Genomic DNA, 22,072 nt, shown 5'->3' on the forward strand with positions numbered 1-22,072 from the left:
GTTACCTAGGCCACGGCCTGCTCGACCAGCGCACTGGCCAGATGCTCGTGCACCTGCCGGGCCTGGTTAAGGCGGGCTTTGAGTTGGTCGCAGAGGGCCATCAGTTGATCGACTTTAGCGACAATGCGGTGTTGTTCGGCAAGTGGCGGCAGAGCAAAGAGCATGCTTGCGACTTGGGTTGTTGAGATATGTGGGACTCCGTTGCTGCGTCCCGGATCAATAGCTCCAACAAAGAAACTCGATTTCAACCATGTCGTCAGGTAACCGACAGTTACCGATGCTGCGTAGGGGGAAATTTTGGCGACCCGTTGCAACAGTAGGCACGGAAGGTCATTGCGACGAACTACTGCATATTTCAGTCCCGTGGAAATAATTGGACGATCAAGAGTAAGAACAACATCATCTTCCTCAAGTGAGAAAGACTGATAATCGGCGGCCTGTTCTTCTGTAATGCAAGCGGATTCTTCCCAGTCGACTTCGCCATGCGCGACATTAATGTTGCGCAGCAGCCGAATGCCTTTCTGCTGGAACCATTCGCTTTTGAAGGCATAGCCATTCAGAAAGTTAAAAACATCTGCCTTTCTCACCCATTGCCATCCCCTAGGAAGACTGAAGGCCATCTCCTCTTCAGAAATTTCTAGGCGGGCCTTTGGCTTCCTGAGTTTTCCTTCCGTCACCAAGCGCGCCTTTTCCTCCGCAATCCGCTTAAGCAACTCACTCGCCGGCTCATCACTAGGATTTTGCGGCACCAGTTTGCCCATCACCGCCAGTTGCAGCAGGGTTTGCTTGAGGGCGTCGATGCTGGATTCGGTGGTGAACAGGGTGTGGAAGTGCTCGGCCAGACGCTGCCAGCTTTGCGCAAAGTCTTCGGCATCGCTGGCTTGGATCAGGCTGCTCAACAGCGCCTGCGCCAGTTGGGCATGGGCGCTGTCGGCATCGGCCTGCCGGGCTTCCAGCCGGTCGCACAGGGCCATTAGCTCATCGACTTTGGCGACGATGCGGAGTTGTTCAGCGATTGGAGGCAAAGGCACTGAGAGTGATCCTATATGCCCCTGATTCACTGTTTTTTGTCCAGCGGTACTCACGAACAATCCTGCGATTGCGCTCCGTGCGAGCTTGCTGTCTCCGACAAGCTTGAGATATGCCGAATCAACGACACCTGTTGGAAATCTCAGTCGAATAAAATGATCACAGGGGATAGCTTGGAGAGTTGCTCGGCATACAACAAAGCGACCCACCAAATCAGCACTGCCGTTAACTCTGATGAGAAGAATGTCACCATCTTCGAGTGCGTATTTTCGTACTGTCGTTGCTGATAGCACTAAGGTTCGGGTGTCATCGAGAGATATTTCTCCCGCTCTGATATCCGCAAGTCGGAGAACAGTAACCGGTATTCCGTCGGAGTCCCCACGGCTTGAAGCTCCGTTCTGGAACTCTGGCAGCAGATCTGAAATCCGGCGCCATTCCCAACTCTGCGGCAATTCGAACGGTTTTTCATCATCGCCAAGTTCTACCAACGGCTTCTGCTTCTTGACCTTCTCCTCCGCCACCAGCCGCGCCTTTTCCTCAGCAATCCGCTTCAGCAGCTCACTGGCCGGCTCTTCACTTGGGTCTTGCGGCACCAGCTTGCCGCGCACCGCCAACTCCAGAATCAGTTCGCGCAGCTTCTTGATGCCATTGGGCGCGTCGGCCAGCAGCGGCAGGTTGTCGGTCAACACTGCGCTCATGCTTGACGCTCCGCAACCTGATCGGCAAAGGCCTCGGCCAGTGCGGCCTTGAGCTGGTCGCGCAGTTCGCCAATCTCGTCTTGCAGCGCGGCGTAGTCGCGCAGCAGCTCGTCCGGGTCGTGGCTGATCTGCTCGCCCACATGCGGGTTCTTGAAGTCGAGGTTCCAGTTGCGGTTTTGCAGCTCGTCGAAGCTGACCTTCCAGGCGAACTCGTTCTCCTGCCTCGCGGCAAAGCCATCGGCCTCGCTGCCCCACCAGGCCTCCTCGACGGCGAATTCCTCGACGCGCATGGGCTTGGTCTTGGAGTAGCTTTTGTAACCGGCCGGATACTGGTGCTCGTAGAACCATACGTCCTTGGTGGGCGTGCCTTTGGTGAAGAACAGCAGGTTGGTCTTGATGCCGGTGTAAGGGTTGAACACGCCGTTGGGCAGGCGAACAATGGTGTGCAGGTTGCACTCGGTCAGCAGCTTTTCCTTGATGCGGCTCTTGATGCCTTCACCAAAGAGGAAGCCGTCGGGCAGCACCACGGCGGCGCGGCCACCGTCCTTGAGCAGGTGCATGATCAGCACCAGGAACAGGTCGGCGGTTTCACGGGTTCGGAAAGCCGTGGGGAAGTTGGTTTCGATGCCGTCTTCTTCCATGCCACCGAACGGCGGGTTGGCGACTATGCAATCGACCCGCTCAGCCGGCCCCCAGCTGATAAGCGGGCGCCCCAGGGTGTTGTCGTGCTTGATCTGGTTGGGTACTTCGATGCCGTGCAGGATCATGTTGGTGGTGGCCAGCAGGTGCGGCAGTGGCTTTTTCTCCACGCCGAAGATGCTCGCCTGCAGGGCGCGCTCGTCCTCGGCGGTTTGCACATAGCGCTTGCGCTTGTGCTCGATGCTGCAGGTGAGGAAGCCGCCAGTGCCGCAGGCCGGGTCCATGACCTTTTCGTCCAGCTTGGGGTCGACCATGCGCACCATGAATTCGGTGACCGGGCGCGGGGTGTAGAACTCACCGGCATTGCCGGCGTTCTGCAGGTCGCGCAGCAGTTGCTCGTACATGTCGCCAAAGGCGTGGCGCTCCTGCGCCTTGTTAAAGTCCACCCCTTCCTGAATCTTGTTGATCACCTGGCGGATCAACTGGCCGGACTTCATGTAGTTGTAGGCATCCTCGAACACGCCACGCACCACATAGGTGGCCGGCGTGGTGCTGTATTCGTGGAGGTTCTGCAACTGCGGGAACAGGTTGTTGTCGATGAAGTCCTTCAGGGCATCACCGGTGATGCCCTCCGGGTTGGCCGCCCAGGTACGCCAGCGGCAACTCTCCGGAATCGGCGAACGGTAGTCGTCATCGAGCAGCTCCCACTCCTGCTCGCGGTCGTCGAATATTTTCAGGAACAGCATCCACACAAGCTGGCCAATACGCTGCGCATCACCGTCGACGCCGACGTCCTTGCGCATGATGTCTTGGATGGATTTGATGGTGCTGCTGATGGACATGCTTACTTCCTGAAAAGGTGTTCACGGTGCCAGGCCAGATAGTCGCGATGCTGCGGCTTGATCTGGCGCAAGCGCAGACAAGGGGTGATGTTGAGCGCACGGGCGCTGTCGGGGTCGAGATCCTCGCCAAGGAGAATCTGCCCCTGATCGTCAAAGCTGATCAGGCCACGGTCGAAGGCCAGATCAAGATTGGGGGTGAGCAACAGCCCGTTGAACGGATCAAGCCGCTCGGCAGGGCTGGCAGCACGCCAGGGTTTGATATGCGAGGCCCGCAACAACTCCGGTACGCAGCAGTCGGTAATCGCACAGCCGCCCCAGTAGGCCAGCAGGTCGTCGCGGTAGCTGCTCTGGCCGATGCGCGCTTTGATCAGGGCATCGCGTTCGGTGTCGGTGAGGTTGGGATCGTTTAGAAATTCCTCTGTTGAGACCGAAGATTTAGGAGTCGCGGACTGGAGGGCAGAAACAGAGGATTTATAACCGAGTAGATCAAGGAGTTGATGAAGGTCGGCCTCTGTAGCGATATCCAATGCAATTGCTAATTTACTGTCAGTGCCAGCTACGGTGGGATAACCCGTCATGTTGGTGTTTCGATACCCGGTATTTGGCAACGAAGGGGAAAGTACCTTGATGGAGTTCCATTTACCTGCGGTGGCATGTTCTGGATGAATGAGGAAGGGCTGCTTGGCAACAGGAGCACCCGTTTTGCTCATTTTGACGAATACACGACCGTTAAAACCAGGTTGCTCATACCCGTTAGCATGTTGATTTTTTACGGTCAGAACAAAGCCCTTACGGATGAGTGCAGCTGCGATTTCAAATGAATTAAGTTTGGGCATCGGTTATCCGTAGAGCTGTCGCTCAAGCTCCTGAATGGCCTGCTGATAGCCCGGTTTGCCGCCAAAGGCCTTGACCAGCTCAATCGGCGCACCGATCTGGCTGAATGGCGCCAGCTGAAGAATCTTGATGTCTTCGATGTGCTCGACGCCGGTGTCGGCGTATTTGTCGAGCAGGGCTTCCAGTACCTGGCGGGCGGCGCCGGAGTATTTGGCGAAGTAGTTGCGTTTTTTCACCTGCTCGGCGCGCTCCTTGCGGGTGAGCGGCGGCTGGTCGAAGGCGATATGGCAGATCAGGTCGAACGGATCGAGCGGCTGGCCGCGCTTGGCTGAGACTTCGTCGTCCAGGGCTTCCCACATCACGCCTTGAGCGGCCAATTCATCGATGATGACTTTCTTCTGTTCGGCATCGCTCCAGCGGCGCAGGAAGTCATCCAGCGAGGCAAACTGTTTCTTAACGCAGGTGCGGGTGTAGTCGCGTAGCGATTCGGTGATCAGCTTGCCGTCCGGGCCATAGTACTGCACGCGCTCGGCAATGACGTGCACGGCGACGTTGTTGATCACGTATTTGACGCGCTTCTTGCCGCCATCGTCGTCTGCGCCGGCGGTGGTTTCGTCACCTTCGGTTGGCCCAGCGCCACCGTCGATCACGTCACCCTCATCGCCCTCGGTTTCTTCCGGCGGCACCGGTGAGGAGTCGCCCTCGGGATTGTAGATTACCACCGGCTCCCCGTCGAAGGCCGGGTCGGCAAACAGTTCGGTGGCTTTCTTGAAGTCCATGATAGTGAACCAGTATTTGCCGTAATCTTCGTTGATACGGGTGCCACGACCGATGATCTGCTTGAACTCGGTCATGGATTTGATGTGCTGGTCGAGCACCACCAGTTTGCAGGTCTGGGCATCAACGCCGGTGGTCATGAGTTTGCTGGTGGTGGCGATCACCGGGTAGCGCGACTCGGGGTTGATGAAATTGTCCAGCTCGGCCTTGCCTTCCTTGTCGTCGCCGGTAATGCGCATCACGTATTTGCGGTTTTCCTCAACGCGCTTGGGGTTGAAGTTGACCAGGGCCTGGCGCATGCGCTCGGCGTGGTCAATGTCGTCGCAGAAGACGATGGTTTTCTGGAAGGGGTCGGTAGCGGTCAGGTATTCGGTGACCTTGCGGGCGACCAACTGGGTGCGCGCTTCGATCACAAGGTCGCGGTCCATGTCCTTGAGGTCATAGACGCGGTCTTCGATCAGCTCACCGTTCTTGTCGCGCGTGCCCTTGGGCGGGCGCCAGCCTTGCAGGTCTTTGTCGAAGTCGATGCGCACCACTTTGTACGGGGCGAGGAAGCCATCTTCGATGCCTTGCTTGAGGGTGTAACTGTACACCGGCTCACCGAAGTAGGTGATGCTGGAAACCTCTTTGGTCTCCTTCGGTGTAGCAGTCAGGCCGATGTGGGTGGCACCGGAGAAGTAGTCGAGAATCTCGCGCCAGGCCGAGTCTTCGGAGGCGCTGCCTCGGTGGCATTCGTCGATCACCACGAGGTCGAAGAAGTCGCGGGAAAACTGCTTGTAGATATTCTTCTCTTCTTCGTTGCCGGTCACGGCCTGATACAGCGACAGGTAGATTTCGTAGGACTTTTCGATCTGCCGTTTGGCAATCTTGGTCATCGCCTGGCCGAAGGGCTTGAAGTCGTTGTTCTTGGTCTGGTCGGCGAGGATGTTGCGGTCGGCGAGGAAGAGGATGCGTTTCTTCTGCCCGGACTTCCACAAGCGCCAGATGATCTGGAAGGCGGTGTAGGTCTTGCCGGTGCCGGTGGCCATGACCAGCAGGATGCGATCCTGCCCGCGCGCCACGGCCTCGACGGTGCGGTTGATGGCGTTCATCTGGTAGTAGCGCGGCATGCGCCCGGAACCGTCGTCGTAATACGGGGCTTCGGCTTTCTGCTGGCTTTCGCCATTCAGGCCCTTCCACTGGCAATAGCGCTGCCAGAGCTCATCGGGGCTGGGGAACTGCTCCAGGCTCAGCTCGGTTTCCTTTTGCGCGCCGGTGCCACTGCGATCATGGAAGAGGAAGCCGTCGCCGTTGCTGGAGAATACGAACGGCACATCCAGCGCCTCGGCATAACCGAGCGCCTGCTGCATACCGGCGCCGAGCGCGTGCTTGTTGTCCTTGGCCTCGATAACCGCCAGCGGCAGGTTGGCCTGGTGATACAGGATGTAGTCGGCGCGGCGCGATTCGCCCCGGCTGTGCAGCTTGCCACGGACGATGATGCGGCCCTTGGTAAAGCTGACTTCCTCACGGACCTGCTTGTGCAAATCCCAACCCGCTGCGGTGATGGCAGGCGTGATGTATTTGCTGCAGATGTCGCGCTCAGTCAGTGAATTCTTGTCCATGTATCCGTCCCGTTGAGCTGCCTTGGCCTCGCATATCTGGTTAGCGAGGAGATTATTGGGACGGCGTCTCCACGCTAGAGCCCTTGATTACGTCCCTGATGGCTCTTTGACCTAACTGTGTGCGAACGACGTCACAATATCTATCCAGCCAGCATGGGTAAAGCTCGCGCCCCATCAAAACGCGGCTTTTTTTGCACAGAGGTAAAACCAGTATTCCACTCAAGCTACTCGCGCGGCGTTGTGATGCCAGCGCATGGCGAAATGCACATTCCCCCGTGCGATTGGATCACGCCGCTGGATCATCCCAATCTTCCGTCCGTCCTGAAGCTGCCGGAGGCTGCCCACGGTGAGAAAGCAAAGGCAGTTGGGCTCACAGAACAGCGGATGCGAGTAATCCAATAGGCCATCGATACCGCCGTCACGAAGCATACGATGCTGAGTCCGAGGTCGATCTGAGCAAATTGCGATCTTAAGTCTAAGCGCGAGCTCTCGTGCCCCCTCAATGCTCAGGAATCCCAAATTCAAATTCCGTGACGCGGTATTCCAAAAGGTATTCCACATAAAAAACAAACAGAGTTTATATGTTGCTTTTCAATAAGATAAACAATCATTTCAGATTCCCCCGGCCAGCAAATCATCAACCAAGAAAGCCCAAAGACACCCCTCCTAAATCCCGAGATAAATCAGCATTTCGCGACGCAGTCCAATCAAGCCCTCACACCAATTTCGGTATGATCCCGCGTTACCAAGGATCTCCAAAAGGCTTAAGAAATGGACTTCACCACAATCATCACCCAGTACTGGACGACGTTCAGCTGGTTCCTCCCCGTCATAATCCTGCTTTCCATCCTCAAAACCCCAGCAGCCAAGGGCTATCTCGGCGAGCTTCTTGTACGCCTCTTAGCAAGGCTACAACTGGACGAGCACACCTATCGCCGTCTGCACAACGTCACCCTGGACACACCCGACGGCACCACGCAAATCGATCACGTTTTCATCTCGGTCTACGGCATTTTCGTGCTGGAAACAAAAAACATGAGCGGCTGGATTTTCGGCGGCGAGAAGCAAGCACAGTGGACGCAGAAACTCTACAAACGCACCTTCAAATTCCAAAATCCACTGCGCCAGAACTACAAGCACCTCAAAGCACTGGAGGCAACATTAGGCGTTAGCACCGAGCACCTTCATTCAGTGATCACCTTTGTCGGTGGCAGCACGTTCAAAACCGAAATGCCGGCGAACGTCACGCAAGGCAGCCAATTCATTCGCTACATGAAGTCCTTCCAGCAGCCGGTTTTCAGCGAGGACGATGTTGATGAGATGGTACAAACCCTACAGAGCGGTCGCCGTGCGCCCACCCTCGCCACTCACCGCGAGCATGTGCAAAACCTTGAACGTCGTAGCGATCCAACAGCCGAACGGCAATGCCCGAAATGTGGCAGCATCCTGCTGGTTCGGACTGTGAAATCAGGTGCCAAGGCGGGGCAACAGTTCTGGGGCTGCTCGGCATTTCCGAAATGCCGCACGATGCAAAGCTTCTAAAACCTCTGAAGAAACGTAAGTGCCCGCCATACGGCGGGCACCTCACAACCCAGCCCCCGCCTTACCAGCTATAACTCAACTTAGCCGTAACCTCCCGCCCCGGGTTGTAATAGTTCGCCGTCCCCGCCCCCACCACATGCTGCTCATCAAACAGATTGCTCACATTCAGTGCAAGGTCGGTCCCCTTGGCAATCTTGTAATTCAAAGCCGCATCAAACAGCGTGGTCCCATCGCTTTTCTTAGTATTGGCCGCATCCATGTAATAGGCCCCCACATACCGCGCCCCCAGCCCAACGCTCACGTCAGTATCAGGAATGCTGTAGTAGCTCCACAGCGAGGCAGAATGCTTCGGCGCCGTGGTGAACTCTTTACCCTTCAGCGACGAGCCGTCATACAACGACCCACGCAGCACTTCAGACTCCATATACGAGTAAGCCCCGATCACGCTGATGTCTTGCGTCACCTGCGCCTTGGCTTCCAGGTCCAGGCCGCGCACGCGAGACTCACCCACCGTCTGCTGCTCGATGATGCCGCTCGGCAACACCACGGCAATGGTGACGTTCTCCTGCGTCAGGTCATAAATGGCTGCAGAGAACAACGCATCCATGCCCATGGGCGAATACTTCACGCCCACTTCGTACTGCCGGCCCGTTTGCGGGGTAACGCCAACCTGTGGCGGCGAAACGGATTCCACCATGCTCACGTAGGTCGACACTTCATCGTTGACGATGTAGGTCAACGCACCGCGGTAGGAGGTTTCGGAGAAGCTGTCGTTTTCACTCGTGGCGCCGCCGATGTACTCCTTGCTGGACAGGTCCATGGAATCGTTACGCACACCCGCGGTAGCGATGACGCGGTCGTAGAACGACAGGTTCTGCTGCAAGAAAACAGCCTTGGTCGTGGCGTCGTTCTTTTTACGGGTATACGGCGAGATATCGCCCGGCACGCCGGTGAAGATTGGGTTGGCGATATCGATGGAAGGCGCCAGGCCGTAGACGGAGCTTTGCTTGGTGGTGGAGTCGAGGTACTCCACGCCCACCAGGGTGCTGCTGTCGATGTGCTCGAACTGGGCATCGTATTGCAGCATCAGGTTGCCGTTGAGTTGGTCGGCATCGCTGTCGGTACCAAACACGTAGCGTGGGATCGTGGTGCCAACACGCGTAGGGCTGTCGCTCAGGTAGGCGTAGCCGAAGTCATCGCTCAGCTCGCTGTAACGCAGGTTGCTGCGCAGCACGAAGCCGTTGTCGAAGTCGTGGGTGATGTTGCCGCTGAGGCTGGTGCGTTCGACGTTGTGGAAGTTGTAGCTGGGCTCACCGTAAAAATCGCTGCGGTCGTATTCCTTGTCCAGCGGGTAGCCACCGCTGTTGGGCGAGCTGTCGGTTTTCAGGTAGTCCAGGATCACGGTGGCCGAGGTGTAGTCGGTCGGCGCCCAGGTCAGGCCACCCATCACGAAGCGGTTGTCGTCTTGCGAGTGGTCGTACTCGCGGTCGCTGTTCTGCATCTTGGCGGTGAAGCGGCCGGCGACGGTTTTTTCGTCGTTCAGCGCATCGCCAACATCGATGCCGGTCTCGGCATGGTCGTAGGAGCCGTAAGTGACGTAGCCCTGGCCGAACTGCTCGAAGCGGGGCTGTTTGGTCACGAAGTTGACCGAGCCACCGGGGTCGGCCGGGCCGAACAGGGTGGAGTTGGCGCCGCGCAGAATTTCGATGCGCTCGTAGGCGTAGGGGTCTTCGCGCACACCGCGCATCGAGCTTAAGGTCAGGCCGTCGCGGTAGGTGGTGGCCTGGAAGCCGCGGATCTGGAAGTAGTCGTTGCGGTCGTCCGAGCCGTAGAAGTCGCTGATGACGCCTGGGGTGTAGAGCAGGGCCTCTTCGGTGGTGCTGACGCTGCGCTGCTCCATTTCCTTGCGGGTAACCACCGACACCGACGCGGGCGTGTTGAGGATGCTGGTCGCGACTTTGCCACCCACCCACAGCTCTTTGGCGACCACCGAGTCGGCGTCGTCGTCAGCATTGGCTTTGACCTTGGCATTGATGATGACGGGCGCCAGGCGATAGTCCTCGGTCGCGCCAAGTTCGAGCGGGCCGGCAGGCTTGGTTTGCGCAATGATCAGGTAGGCATTCGGGCCTTGCTGCTCTGGCTGCAACTCGGTCCCCTGCAACAATGACGACAGTGCTGCCGACGTCTCGAGCGTGCCTTTGACGCCTGGGGTCGTGCGGTTGCCGATGCTCTGCGCATCGTAGGACAGGCTGATGCCCGCCTGGCGCGCAAAGCGGTCGAGCGCCGGCGCCAGCGGCCCCCCCGGGATGTTCCACTGCTGCAGTTGGTTGTTGTGATCAGTGGCCAAGGGTTGCGCAAGCGACGGCAAGGTATAGCTGCTGACAACCAGGCCCAAGAAGGCGCCGTGCAGGGCACGATTCAAGGGGTGGCGCTGTGGAACCGGGGTCGAACTCATTTTCTCGCTCCGTGGAGTGCTGGCAGACTGGCCTGTATTCCGGCCTTCTCTACAGGCCGAACGAGAATGAGAAAACACCTCATTTATTTTCAGGTTTCTGCGCAGCACACGTCACACGCGCGCTATTGAGCCTCCCACACCGCCGTCCAGGCTTACCGTGCGCCCTATTCCTGCGTTGAATGTGCCCCGTCGTCGCGGTCATTCAACTTCAGAATGTGCGCTTTGATGGAAGTACCCGCCAGGCTGACGAACGTCATATAAAAGTCCTTACCCAGATGCAGCAATGGCGAGCCTTTCAATGAGTCGGCGGCAGCCCTTAATGTAAATACCCCGAATTGTTCCGCGATGCTTTCGATGCTGCGCGTACGCTTGGAGGGCTCGTCATAGGGCTTCTGATACCAAGTGGCGATTTGGTAGTCGACATCTTCTCGTTCAAACACCACATACACATGGCTGACCAGGGCTATGCTGGTTTCGCGAATCAAGCCAGGGTCGACATTGTGTTGTTCAAGCAGCGCTTCGATGGGCTGGTTCATGACAAACAGCAGGTCTGCATTCGTATAACCGGGCATCGGAGGGAACACGCCGGGAGGCAGTTCGAGGGTTGGGGCAGGTACGTCGTCATCGTGCATGTGAAGCTCCTTCTTCAGCCTGAATTGGCGCGCAGTCAATGACATTTGCCAATTGAATTAGTTGCGCGTCAAGAAGAAACAATCGCATTGCGCCCGCGGCCTCATCACTAGCCTTCGGTTAAACGTGCATCCTGCAGGGCCGGCAAGGGTCGGCTCAGTAACACGCCGACCAGCACCGCGAACAGCAGCGCCGCCACGCCCGCCACGTGCAACACGGCTTCAAACCCTCCGATGAAGGCCTGGCGGGCCAAGGGCGCCACGGCCTCACGCAGGCCAGGGTCCAGCACGGCTAAAGCCGCCTGCAGGTCGCCCGCGGCAACGCGCGTGGCCATCGTGGCAACCTCGCCCAACTGTGCGGGTGCCACGGCGGCCATGGCCTCGTGCAGCAATTGGCCGCTGCGGGCCGCCAGCACGCCGCCGAGCACACCGATGGCCAACACGATCGCGCCGAAGCGCGTGGTGGTGCTCAGCCCTGAGGCCATGCCGGTACGCTCACGGGGCACGCAGGCCATGATGTTTTTCTGCGTATCGCCATTGAGCAGCCCTGCCCCCGCGCCCAGCACCACGCTGGCCAGGGCAAAAGCGCTGTAGCCGCCGTAGCCAGCGGCCCAGGCACACAGCAGGTTGCCCGCGCCCACCAGCAGCAGGCCAAGGGCGAACACCTGGGCCGGGCTCAGGTGAGTGGCCAGGCGCATGCCCAGGCGGGGTGTCAGCAGCATGGCCACGGCGAACGGCAGCATCCCCGCCCCCGCCGCCAGGGCCGACAGTTGCAGGCCGTTTTGCAGGTAGAGCGGCAGCAAGGTCATCATCACCTGGGCACAGGCCGCATAGCCAAACATACCCAACAGGGCACCCACGAAACGCCCGCTGTGCATCAGCCGCAGGTCGATCATCGGCCGTGTCTGGCTGCGTTCGACCATGATGAACAGGCCGAACAGGAATGCGCTGATCACCAGCCGCGCCAGGGTCTGGGCGCTGCCCCAACCGACTTGGTTGGCGTCGATCATTGCCCAGATCAGGTAGCCCAGGCTGCCAGCGAAGGTCAGGCTACCCCAAGGGTCGAGGCGTGCTGCAGCGCTGTCGCGGGACGGCTCGACGCTGCGCAGTACCATCACGGCCAGCACCGCCACCAATGGCAGGTTGATGTAGAAGATCCAGCGCCAGCCCAGCGTGCTGGCGATCACCCCGCCGAGCAGCGGCGCGAAGGTGATGGTGGCGCCCATGCAGGCACCCCAGAAGGCCCAGGCGCGCAGGCGTTCCTGGGGTTCGTGGAAGCGGTGGCCGATGGCGGCGAGTGCCGAGGTCAGCAGCATGGCGGCGCCGATGCCCTTGGCCGCTCTGGCCAGGTTGAGGAACATTAAGCTGGGGGCTGCGCCGCAGGCCAGCGAGGCGATGCCGAACACGGCCAGGCCGATCAGCAGCAGGCGGCGTCGGCCAAAGCGGTCGGCCAGGCTGCCCGCTGGCAGCAGGCAGGCGGCGAAGGCTAGCAGGTAGGCGCTGACCACCCATTCGATATCGGCGAACGCGCCGGACAGGTCGCGCGCGATGCTGGGCAGGCTGACGGCGACGATGTTGGTGTCGAGGATGATCAGGGCGCAGACCAGTGAGGCGGTGAGCAGGGTGAAGCGCGGGGAAGCAGGCGTGGGCATCGCAAGGCTCCGAAGGCGGGCTGGTTGTCATGGGGCCTGGTGTCATTCAGTGGCATTGCACGGACTTGTGGGAGCGGGTTTACCCGCGAACACCGGCAAAGCCGGTGCCATACACCGCGTCACCTTCTTCGCGGGTAAACCCGCTCCCACAGGGTCTATATCACGGGTACCAACGATACCTTTGCCGCCATGGCACCAGCCTTGTAGTGTTGTCTTCACCCTAACGCCATCAGCCCCACGGCTTGTTAGCCACAGTGGCCCGCGTCATTAGCTTGCAGGTAACACCGCATGGAAATCCGCCATTTCCGCTACTTCCTCTGCGTCGCCCAGCACGGCCATTTCACCCGTGCCGCAGAACAGCTGGGCATCGCTCCGCCTACCCTCAGCCGGCAGATCCAGGACATGGAACGCGAGCTGGGCGTGCGCCTGTTCGAGCGCAGCCAACGCGAGGTGAACCTCACCGCTGCAGGCCAGGCATTGCTGATCGAAGCCGAACAGGCCGTACGCCAGTTCGATGCCGCACAACTGGGCGCGCAGCGTGCAGGGCGCGGCGAAAGCGGGCGTATCGAAATGGGCTATGTGGCCTCTGCCGCGTATTCGGGCATGCTGCAGCGGCAGGTGACCGGCTTTAGCGAAAGCCACCCGGACGTACGCCTGAACATCCGCGAGCTGCCCATGCTGGAGTTGCCTGGACAGGTGCGCGATGGCCTGCTCGACCTCGCCTACGTGCGCTCGCCGATGGAACTGCCGGAAGAACTGGAAGCCATCGCCCTGCACCAGGAAGGTTTCGTTCTCGCCCTGCCTGCCAACTCGCGGATCAATGAGTTGCCACAGATCCCGGCATCCCGCCTGGCCAATGAGACCTTCATCCTCCCCGAGCAGATTTCCGGCACGCTCGAAGTCTCGGCACAAGGTGGTTTCGTGCCACGGCTCGGCCCGCAACCTGGGAGCCTGGTCGCGGTCATCACCTTGGTTTCGTTGGGCCAGGGCATCGCCGTGGTACCGGAGTCGGTCGTGCAGCGCATCAGCCTGGCGCAGGTGAATTACCGGCGTATCGCCGATTGCCAGGCCAGCTCATGGCTGAGCCTGGTTCATCGGCGTTTCGAAAAGGCACCTGCGGTGATCAGGTACATCGAGATGATGCGCTGATCCCCCGCAGTAAACGTCTCACCAGGGGTGAGACTTTTGGCTTGGACGATTAAGCCGATCCCCTCACCGACCGCGCCGCCACTGCCTGCGTATGCCCACGCGATGTGACTATCCCCAGGAAGGAAATCACGATCGCCAGGCCCAGTGTCGAGCTCACTTCCACCCGGTGCTCAGGCGTATACATCATCACCGCCAGCGCCGCGGCGATGAAGATGATCACCGCCCAGGTCAGCCATGGGAACAGCCACATGCGGAACTTCAGTTCGGCGTTCTCGCGCTCCAGGCGGCGGCGCATGCGCAGCTGGGAGATGGCGATGACCATGTACACCAGCAGGGCGATGGCGCCCGAGCTGGCCAACAGGAACTCGAACACGCCTTTGGGCGCGAAGTAGTTCAGGATGGCGATGGCCGCACCGATCAGGGTGCTGCCAAATACCGCCGAGCGCGGCACGCCGACCTTGGAGGTCTTGTTGAGGAAGGCCGGTGCGTCACCGCGCTTGGCCAGCGAATACATCATGCGCGAGGCAATGTAGATCGACGAGTTCATGCAGCTGGTAACAGCCACCAGCACCACCAGGTCGACCATGAAGGCTGCGTTGGGGATGTTCATGATCTCCAGCGCACGCTGGTAAGAGCCCACCACCGCCAATTGCGGATCGTTCCACGGCACCACCGAGATGATCACGAAGATCGACAGGATGTAGAAGGTGCTGATCCGCCAGATTACCGAGCGGGTGGCCTTGGCGATATTGCGGGACGGGTCGCTGGACTCGGAGGCGGCGATGGTCACGGCCTCGGTACCGATGAAGCTGAACATCACGGTGATGAAGGCACCGATGACGGCAGACCAGCCCTTGGGCGCGAAACCGCCGTGCTCGGCGACCAACGTGCTCAAACCGCTGACTTCTCGGTTTGGCAGCCAACCCATCAAGGCCGCGAAGCCCAGGCCGATGAAGCCAAGGATGGCGGTGACCTTGAGAATCGCGAACCAGAACTCGAACTCGCCGTACTTGGCCACGCTGAACAGGTTGGTACCTGCCAACAGCAGCACCGAGGCCAGTGCGAAGATCCAGCTGTCCACCTGCGGGAACCAGGCGTTCAGTACATGCCCCGCCGCCAGTGCCTCGATGGGGATGACCAACACCCAGAACCACCAGTACAACCAGCCAATGGTGTAGCCAGCCCAGCGGCCAATGGCCTGGTCGGCGTAGGTGGAGAAGGACCCGGTATCAGGGTGCGCGACGGCCATTTCGCCGAGCATGCGCATGACCAGCACCACCAGGGTGCCGGCCACGAAGTAAGAAATCAGGGTGGCTGGCCCGGCCGCGGCAATCGCGTGCCCGGAGCCTACGAATAGTCCTGCACCGATAATGCCCGCGATGGACAGCATCGTTACATGACGTGGCTTGAAACCTTGTGCAAGGTTGCCATCAGATCCCACGGTGTTCATTGATCTTGTTCTCTTTTTGCTGACACAAGGAAGGACGGGGGCAGGCGTAGGCGAACATTATCTCCTAGAGAGTCCATCGGAATGACACATCACTCACGCGCTGTTGTTGGCCTTTTGCACGCATTCAGAGCAACGCACCAGCAGAATTCGAGGTCCATTTAAGCCCCGTAAGGCGTAGGAAAATTACACGAGAACGTCCCGCAGGTGTGCGATCACGACAACGCTTTTCCATTCCCGCCAGATGTCGCGATTGGCATGTCCAAACGCGCCATCGGCCGTCTGAAGCTATCGTTTTTCATTTGGGTGTGCATCGCCCTGCAACGCTTGCTGCATGGTCAGGGCTCGGATTCTTGCCCTGTAGGAGCAGCCTTGTGCTGCGAAGAGGCCGGTGAACACAGCAGAGATTCACTGTGTGTTCACCGGCCTCTTCGCAGCACAAGGCTGCTCCTACAGAGAGGGTGTGTTGGGCGCTTGGGTAGCGCGCTAGAAAGGGCTCAGCGCACCAGGCAAGGGCGCTTGTTGTCGAACTGCCAGCCCGGTATCAGAAACTGCATCGCCACGCTGTCATCCCGCGCGCCGAGGCCCATGTTGCGGTAGCACTCATGCGCCTTGGCCAGCTGGTCTTCATCGATCTCCACACCCAACCCAGGCCGCGCCGGCACGTGCACATGGCCGTCGACGATACGCAGCGGCTCACGTGTCAGGCGCTGGCCGTCCTGCCAGATCCAGTGGGTGTCGATGGCGGTGATTTCACCCGGCGCGGCGGCAGCCACCTGGGTGAACATGGCCAGGGAGATGTCGAAGTGGTTGTTGGAATGCGAGCCCCAGGTCAGCCCCCAGTCGTTGCACATCTGCGCCACCCGCACTGAGCCCTGCAAGGTCCAGAAGTGCGGGTCGGCCAGCGGGATGTCCACCGATTGCAGTTGGATCGCATGGCCCATCTGGCGCCAGTCGGTGGCGATCATGTTGGTGGCGGTGGGCAGCCCCGTAGCCCGACGGAACTCGGCCATCACCTCGCGGCCCGAGTAGCCGTTTTCGGCACCGCAGGGGTCTTCGGCATAGGCCAGCACGTCGTGCTTGTCACGGCACAGGGCGATGGCCTCTTTAAGCGACCAGGCGCCGTTCGGGTCGAGGGTGATGCGCGCATCGGGGAAGCGTTCGGCCAGGGCGGTCACTGCCTCCATCTCTTCCTCACCGCGCAGTACGCCACCCTTGAGCTTGAAGTCACTGAAGCCATAGCGCTGCCTGGCAGCTTCGGCCAGGCGCACGACCGCTTCCGGGGTCAGGGCCTTCTCGTGGCGCAGGCGGAACCAGTCATCGTCCGCCTCCGCTTCGCTGCGGTAGGCCAAGTCGGTCTGCTGGCGGTCGCCGATGTAGAACAGGTAACCGAGCATCTTCACCGCCTCGCGCTGCTGCCCTTCGCCGAGCAGTGCGGCCATGGGCACGTTCAGGTGCTGGCCAAGCAGGTCGAGCAATGCAGATTCGATGGCTGTCACAGCGTGCACGGTGATGCGCAGGTCGAAGGTCTGCAGGCCGCGGCCGCCGGCATCGCGGTTGGCGAAGGCCTGGCGCATGGCGTTGAGCACGCGCTGGTAATGGCCGATGGGCTGGCCTACGACCAGGCTGCGGGCATCTTCCAAGGTCTGGCGAATTTTCTCGCCACCCGGCACCTCGCCCAGGCCAGTGTTGCCAGCGCTGTCGCGCAGCACTACCACGTTGCGGGTGAAGTACGGGCCATGGGCGCCACTGAGGTTGAGCAGCATGCTGTCGTGGCCAGCCACCGGGATCACGCGCAAATCGGTGACCACGGGGGTGGCGGTGTGAACGGCGGGAGTCGTCTGCATGTTCATGGTTTTATCTCGCAGTCATCAGTGGGTCTGGCCCAGGGCCGAAGGCGCCTTGAGCTCATCGGAAGGAGCGCCCTTTGGGCGAGTGCGTACGAAGAACACGGCGATGGCCGCCAGCACCGACGTCACCGCCAGGCCATACAAGCCGCCTTGGATCGAGCCGGTCTGCTGCTCGAGCAGGCCGAAGGTGGTGGGGGCCACGAAACCGCCGAGGTTGCCGACCGAGTTGATCAGGGCAATCACTGCCGCCGCGATGCGGGCGTCCAGGTAGCCCTGAGGGATCGGCCAGAACAGCGAAGAGGCCGACTTGAAACCGATGGCGGCAAAACAGATGGCGACAAAGGCGAACACCGGCCCACCGGTGGTGGACATGAACATGCCGATGGCGGCGATCACCAGCGCGGCGGCTACCCAGGCCTGCTGGAACTTCCAGCGTGCCGAGCCGGACGCGAAGGCGTACATCGCCAGGATCGAGATCAGCCAGGGGATCGAGTTGAAAAAGCCAACCTGCAGGTCGCTTAGGTCGCCCATGCGCTTGATGATGCTCGGCAGCCAGAAGGTCGCGGCATAAATGGTCAGCTGGATGCAGAAGTAGATCAGGCAGAACAGCACGATCTGGCGGTCTTTGAGCAGGCTCCAGGCCGAGGTCTTGACGCTACCGACGGCCTCCCGCTCACGCTGCTCGCGGTCGATGGTGTGCACCAGTGCATCCTGCTCGGCCTGGCTCAGCCACTTGGCATCCTGCGGCTTGGAGTCGAGCCAGAAGAACACGAAGAAGCACAGCGTTACCGAGGCCATGCCTTCGATGAACAGCATCCACTGCCAGCCATGCAGGCCAAGGCCCTGGATTTGCATCAAGGCCCCGGCCAGCGGGCCGGAGATCAGCGACGCCAGTGCCGAACCGCTGAGAAAAATCGCAATCGCCTTGCCGCGCTCGGCGCCGGGCAGCCAACGGGTGAAGTAGTAGATCACCCCAGGGAAGAACCCGGCCTCGGCGACGCCCAACAAAAACCGCAGCACATAGAACTGGGTTTCGGTCTGGACAAAGGCCATGGCCGTGGCCACCAGCCCCCAGGTGAACATGATGCGGGTCAGCCACAGCCGAGCGCCGACACGCTGCAGGAGCATGTTCGAGGGCACTTCGAACAATGCGTAGCCGATGAAGAACAGCCCGGCGCCAAACCCATAGGCAGCAGCACTGATGCCCAGGTCGCTTTCCAGGTGCGGGCGGACGAAGCCGATGTTGACGCGGTCGAGGTAGTTGACGATGAACATGATGACGAACAGCGGCAGGACGTGGCGCTTGACCTTGGCCACGGCACTGGCCAAAGCGTCGCCTTCATTCCCGGCAGACGGAGCGAGGGTGTCGTTCACTTGCGGATCTCCCACTAGTTGTTTTTATGCGGGTTGTCTGACATGACAGTGGGGTGGAGCATATGCCCCGCGCAGTTGTACGACAAGATCGATAACGTCGACAAAAGTACAAAATACAAGCTTTAAAAATGAGGATTTGCTGCGAACGTTCAAAAACAACCGCGCACGAGGCAGGCTTCTCGATCAGAAAAATAGGCGGAAAATATTTTTGTGTTTTAACTTGTCGTACAAGCTATCGATATCACGGAGCACACCATGGACTCAGCACACCCCCGCGTGCGCGGCCACAGCCGCGCCCACGACCTGGTCTCCAGCCTGACGCAGCAGATTTTGCTGGGCACCTTCAAGCCAGGCGACAAATTGCCCTCGGAAAACACCCTGGTGCGTGAACATGGGGTCAGCCGCACCGTGGTGCGCGAAGCCTTGTCGAAGCTTCAGGCTTCAGGGCTGGTGGAGCCACGCCACGGGATCGGGACCTTCGTGATAGAGCGCCAGCCCCAGGCGGGGCTGCGCGTTGGCGCCGAAAACGCCGCCAGCGTGCGCGACCTGCTGGAATTGCGCATCGGCCTGGAAGGCCAGGCCGCCGCCCTCGCCGCAGTGCGCCGCGACGACGGGCACGTGGCACGCATGCGCCAGGCGCTGGACGACTATCAAGATTTGGCGGCCGCTGGCGACAGCTGCATAGAGGCCGACCGGCGCTTTCACCTGCTGATCGCCGAGGCCACCGGCAACCTGTACTTCAGCGAAATGATGGCCCAGCTCGGCAGTGGCCTGATCCCCCGCAACCGCATGGCCCTGGCCGAACGCACCGGCGCCAAGCTGGCCAGGCATGCGTACCTGGCCAACCTGGAACATGAGGCGATACTCAATGCCATCCGCCGCCAGGACCCGGATGCGGCACGGGCGGCGATGTGCCTGCACCTGTCCAACAGCCGCGACAGATTACTGCCTGAGTGAGCCTGTAACGGCGATTACCAGGTCAGGCAGATCTTGCCGAAATGCCGGTTGCTCTCCTGGTAGCGGAACGCGTCGACGATCTGCTCCAGTTCGAAGTGCTTGTCCACCACCGGCCGCAGGCCATTGGCATTGATCGCCCGCACCATCGCCTGCTGCTGTGCACGGCTACCGACCAGCACGCCCTGCAGGCGGATTTGCCGCACCAGTGCCTGAACCAACGGCAACTGCCCCGCTACCCCGGTGAGAATGCCGATCAACGACACATGCCCGCCGATACGCGTGGCAATCATCGACTGCTCCAGGGTCGCCGGCCCGCCCACTTCGATCACATGGTCGACCCCGCGGTTGTGGGTGAGCTCACGCACCTTCTCACCCCAGGCCGGGGTGCTTTTGTAGTTGATCAGGTGGTCGGCGCCGAGGGCCTTGAGGCGCTCGAGCTTGGCATCGCTGGACGAGGTCGCGATCACCGTGGCACCCGCCAGCTTGGCAAACTGCAAGGCGAAGATCGATACCCCGCCCGTGCCCTGCACCAGCACGGTATCGCCGGGCTTGAGGTGGTCATCGCTCATCAAGGCACGCCAGGCCGTCAGCCCTGCGGTGGTCAGCGTGGCTGCCTCGGCGTGGCTGTAACCCTTGGGCGCCAGGGTGAAGGCCGTGGCGCGGGCAGTGACCTGTTCACGGGCGTAGCCGTCGAGGCCATCGCCGGGCACCCGGGCAAACCCTTCGACATTGGCCTGGCCGTCGAGCCAGTCTGGGAAAAAGGTACTGACGACGTTGTCGCCGACCTGGAACTCACTGACACCCGGCCCCACTGCCGTGACTTCGCCAGCACCGTCGGCCATGGGGATACGCCGCTCGCTCGGCCCCCACATGCCGCTGACCACGGCGAAGTCGTGGTAGTTGAGGGAACTGGCGTGCAGACGCACAGTGATTTCGCCGGCCTGTGGCGCAGGCGCCTCGCAGGTGCCGACCTGGACGTTGTCGTAGCCGCCGCCAGGTTGGACGTAGATGGCCTTGCTGCTCATGGCTGGGTCTCCATTCAGGGAAAAACTGCGGTTCAGCATAGCCACTGCAGGCTGCCTCCTCCCGTGTGGGAGCGGGTTTACCCGCGAAGAGGCCCGCACGGCCAACAAAAAATCAGCCAAGCATCGCGCGCAACGCTCGGCAATCCGCCGCATGCCAATCCACCAGATGCGGCCATGGGTTATCCGGCAAGTTGACCAATACGGTACGCGCCCCGGCCGCACGCCCACAATCCAGGTCAAAGCGATAGTCACCCACCATCACCAATTCGCTCGGCGCCACACCCCACGCCTCTGCAATCTTCAGCAGGCCATCCGGGCTAGGCTTGGGTTCGGCCTCATCACGGCCAAGCACATGTTCCACCGGGAAGCAGTCGGCCAGGCCGATGGCCTCCAGGGTGACATGCGCCAACTCCCGGGCATTGCGGGTCAGGATCGCCAGCCGGCAGCCACGCCCGGCCAGTTCGCGCACCAGCTCCACCGCCCCCGTCGCGGCCGTCGAAGCCAGCGCCAGGTCGCGTTCATGCTCCAGCAGCCAGGCGTGCTTGGCCGCCGCTTGCGCCGCCGGCAAGGCCGCCAGGTGGGTCAGGATGTCGTCTTCAGGCGGTATCTCCAGCGCTTCGCGAATCGCCGCAAAGTCATGCACCGCCACGGTCAGGGTGCCGTCCATGTCGAACACCCAGTTGCGTACCTCGCCCAGGCTCATGCCCAGTCCTTGCGGTGGCGAATCAGGCCTTCCTGGCTCGACGACGCCACCAGTTGCCCGGCCTGGTTGAAGATGCTGCCACGGCAGAAGCCGCGGGCATTGCCGGCCCACGGGCTGTCGGTGGCGTACAGCAACCACTCGTCGGCGCGCAGGTTGCCATGGAACCACAGCGAATGATCGAGGCTGGCGATCTGCATGTCGCGCTGCCACACCGATTTGCCATGGGGCAGCAAGGCGGTGGTCAGCAGGCCGAAGTCCGAGGCGTAAGCCAGCAGGTACTTGTGCAGCGCAGGCACGTCCGGCAGGTTGCCGTCGGCACGGAACCATGCGTACTTCACCGGGTCGCCGGGCTTGGGGTTGAACGGGTCACGCTCGGTCACCGGGCGGATCTCGATCGGCTTGGCGCACAGCACTTTGTCGCGGATGCGCTCTGGCAGGTGCTCAGCCATGGCACTGGCCAGTTCGACTTCGCTGGGCAGGTTTTCCGGGCCGACCACATCGGGCATCTGCGCCTGGTGCTCGAAGCCCTCTTCGTCGTACTGGAACGACGCGCTGCAGGTGAAGATGGTGTGGCCCTTCTGGATTGCCGTCACCCGCCGGGTGCTGAAGCTGCCGCCGTCACGCACGCGGTCCACCGAATAGACCACCGGCAAACTGGCATCGCCAGGGCGCAGAAAGTAACCGTGCAGCGAATGCACATGGCGCGCATCTTCGACCGTCTGGCTCGCCGCCGACAATGACTGGCCCAGCACTTGCCCGCCGTACAACTGGCGGAAGCCCAGGTCCTGGCTGCGTCCACGGAACAGGTTCTCCTCGATGGACTCGAGGCTCAACAGGTCGACCAGGTCGTCCAACACATGACTCATCGG

15 protein-coding genes and 1 pseudogene are annotated in these 22,072 nt (G+C 60.7%); 3 read left to right on the forward strand and 13 right to left on the reverse strand.

Annotated features, from left to right (window positions below; all coding sequences use genetic code 11):
- Positions 1-5: 5 nt before the first annotated feature.
- The 4 genes and pseudogenes from D886_RS0117070 to hsdR form a co-directional block, all read right to left on the reverse strand.
- Positions 6-1,727: a restriction endonuclease subunit S gene (locus tag D886_RS0117070; RefSeq protein ID WP_027595059.1), complete on the reverse strand. Its 1,722-nt coding sequence runs from the start codon at positions 1,725-1,727 to the stop codon at positions 6-8.
- Positions 1,724-3,208 (reverse strand): class I SAM-dependent DNA methyltransferase, encoded by a 1,485-nt coding sequence (locus D886_RS0117075; RefSeq protein WP_027595060.1) that lies wholly within the window; start codon positions 3,206-3,208, stop codon positions 1,724-1,726. The genes D886_RS0117070 and D886_RS0117075 overlap by 4 nt, the downstream gene beginning before the upstream one ends.
- A gap of 2 nt (positions 3,209-3,210) precedes the next feature.
- A pseudogene (locus D886_RS28885) lies at positions 3,211-3,612 on the reverse strand (HNH endonuclease); the annotation flags it as partial.
- A gap of 435 nt (positions 3,613-4,047) precedes the next feature.
- On the reverse strand, positions 4,048-6,420 hold the full coding sequence (hsdR, locus tag D886_RS0117085) for an EcoAI/FtnUII family type I restriction enzme subunit R (protein ID WP_027595062.1): 2,373 nt from the start codon (positions 6,418-6,420) through the stop codon (positions 4,048-4,050).
- A 771-nt stretch (positions 6,421-7,191) separates the two neighbouring features.
- Between hsdR and D886_RS0117090 the strand changes: the two genes are divergently transcribed.
- Entirely contained in the window at positions 7,192-7,962 is a 771-nt protein-coding gene (locus D886_RS0117090) for a nuclease-related domain-containing protein (protein WP_027595063.1), read from the forward strand.
- Between the two features lie 61 nt (positions 7,963-8,023).
- Here the strand turns inward: D886_RS0117090 and D886_RS0117095 are convergent, their stop codons facing one another.
- The 3 genes from D886_RS0117095 to D886_RS0117105 all read right to left on the reverse strand — a co-directional run bounded on the left by D886_RS0117095 (position 8,024) and on the right by D886_RS0117105 (position 12,698).
- Positions 8,024-10,417 carry a TonB-dependent siderophore receptor gene (locus D886_RS0117095; RefSeq protein ID WP_027595064.1) on the reverse strand — a complete coding sequence of 798 codons (2,394 nt, stop codon included), beginning with the start codon at positions 10,415-10,417 and terminating at the stop codon, positions 8,024-8,026.
- Positions 10,418-10,581: 164 nt separating this feature from the next.
- Positions 10,582-11,049, reverse strand: a complete 468-nt coding sequence (locus tag D886_RS0117100; protein ID WP_027595065.1) for a hypothetical protein — start codon at positions 11,047-11,049, stop codon at positions 10,582-10,584.
- Positions 11,050-11,156: 107 nt separating this feature from the next.
- A complete protein-coding gene (locus D886_RS0117105) occupies positions 11,157-12,698 on the reverse strand; it encodes an MFS transporter (RefSeq protein WP_027595066.1) in 1,542 nt (513 codons plus the stop codon).
- A 288-nt stretch (positions 12,699-12,986) separates the two neighbouring features.
- Between D886_RS0117105 and D886_RS0117110 the strand changes: the two genes are divergently transcribed.
- Positions 12,987-13,847 (forward strand): LysR family transcriptional regulator, encoded by an 861-nt coding sequence (locus D886_RS0117110; RefSeq protein WP_027595067.1) that lies wholly within the window; start codon positions 12,987-12,989, stop codon positions 13,845-13,847.
- 49 nt (positions 13,848-13,896) lie between these two features.
- Here D886_RS0117110 and gabP read toward each other — a convergent pair whose 3' ends face one another.
- The 3 genes from gabP to D886_RS0117125 form a co-directional block, all read right to left on the reverse strand.
- Positions 13,897-15,297 (reverse strand): GABA permease, encoded by a 1,401-nt coding sequence (gene gabP, locus D886_RS0117115; protein ID WP_027595068.1) that lies wholly within the window; start codon positions 15,295-15,297, stop codon positions 13,897-13,899.
- Between the two features lie 494 nt (positions 15,298-15,791).
- Positions 15,792-17,147, reverse strand: coding sequence for a glucarate dehydratase (gene gudD, locus D886_RS0117120; RefSeq protein ID WP_027595069.1), 1,356 nt, complete (start codon positions 17,145-17,147; stop codon positions 15,792-15,794).
- A gap of 18 nt (positions 17,148-17,165) precedes the next feature.
- The gene (locus D886_RS0117125) at positions 17,166-18,518 is read right to left on the reverse strand and encodes an MFS transporter (RefSeq protein WP_027595070.1); all 1,353 of its coding nucleotides are present in this window, start codon (positions 18,516-18,518) and stop codon (positions 17,166-17,168) included.
- 255 nt (positions 18,519-18,773) lie between these two features.
- Between D886_RS0117125 and D886_RS0117130 the strand changes: the two genes are divergently transcribed.
- Positions 18,774-19,475, forward strand: coding sequence for a FadR/GntR family transcriptional regulator (locus D886_RS0117130; RefSeq protein WP_027595071.1), 702 nt, complete (start codon positions 18,774-18,776; stop codon positions 19,473-19,475).
- A gap of 14 nt (positions 19,476-19,489) precedes the next feature.
- On the opposite strand, the gene D886_RS0117135 is transcribed toward D886_RS0117130, so the two are convergent.
- The 3 genes from D886_RS0117135 to tesB form a co-directional block, all read right to left on the reverse strand.
- Entirely contained in the window at positions 19,490-20,500 is a 1,011-nt protein-coding gene (locus D886_RS0117135) for an NAD(P)-dependent alcohol dehydrogenase (protein WP_027595072.1), read from the reverse strand.
- A 112-nt stretch (positions 20,501-20,612) separates the two neighbouring features.
- Positions 20,613-21,203 (reverse strand): HAD family hydrolase, encoded by a 591-nt coding sequence (locus D886_RS0117140; RefSeq protein ID WP_027595073.1) that lies wholly within the window; start codon positions 21,201-21,203, stop codon positions 20,613-20,615.
- Complete coding sequence (tesB, locus tag D886_RS0117145; protein WP_027595074.1) at positions 21,200-22,069, reverse strand: acyl-CoA thioesterase II; 870 nt, start codon at positions 22,067-22,069, stop codon at positions 21,200-21,202. The genes D886_RS0117140 and tesB overlap by 4 nt, the downstream gene beginning before the upstream one ends.
- Positions 22,070-22,072 lie beyond the last annotated feature (3 nt).

The sequence above is a fragment of the Pseudomonas sp. LAIL14HWK12:I7 genome (genome assembly GCF_000483465.1).
Lineage (GTDB): Bacteria > Pseudomonadota > Gammaproteobacteria > Pseudomonadales > Pseudomonadaceae > Aquipseudomonas > Aquipseudomonas kermanshahensis.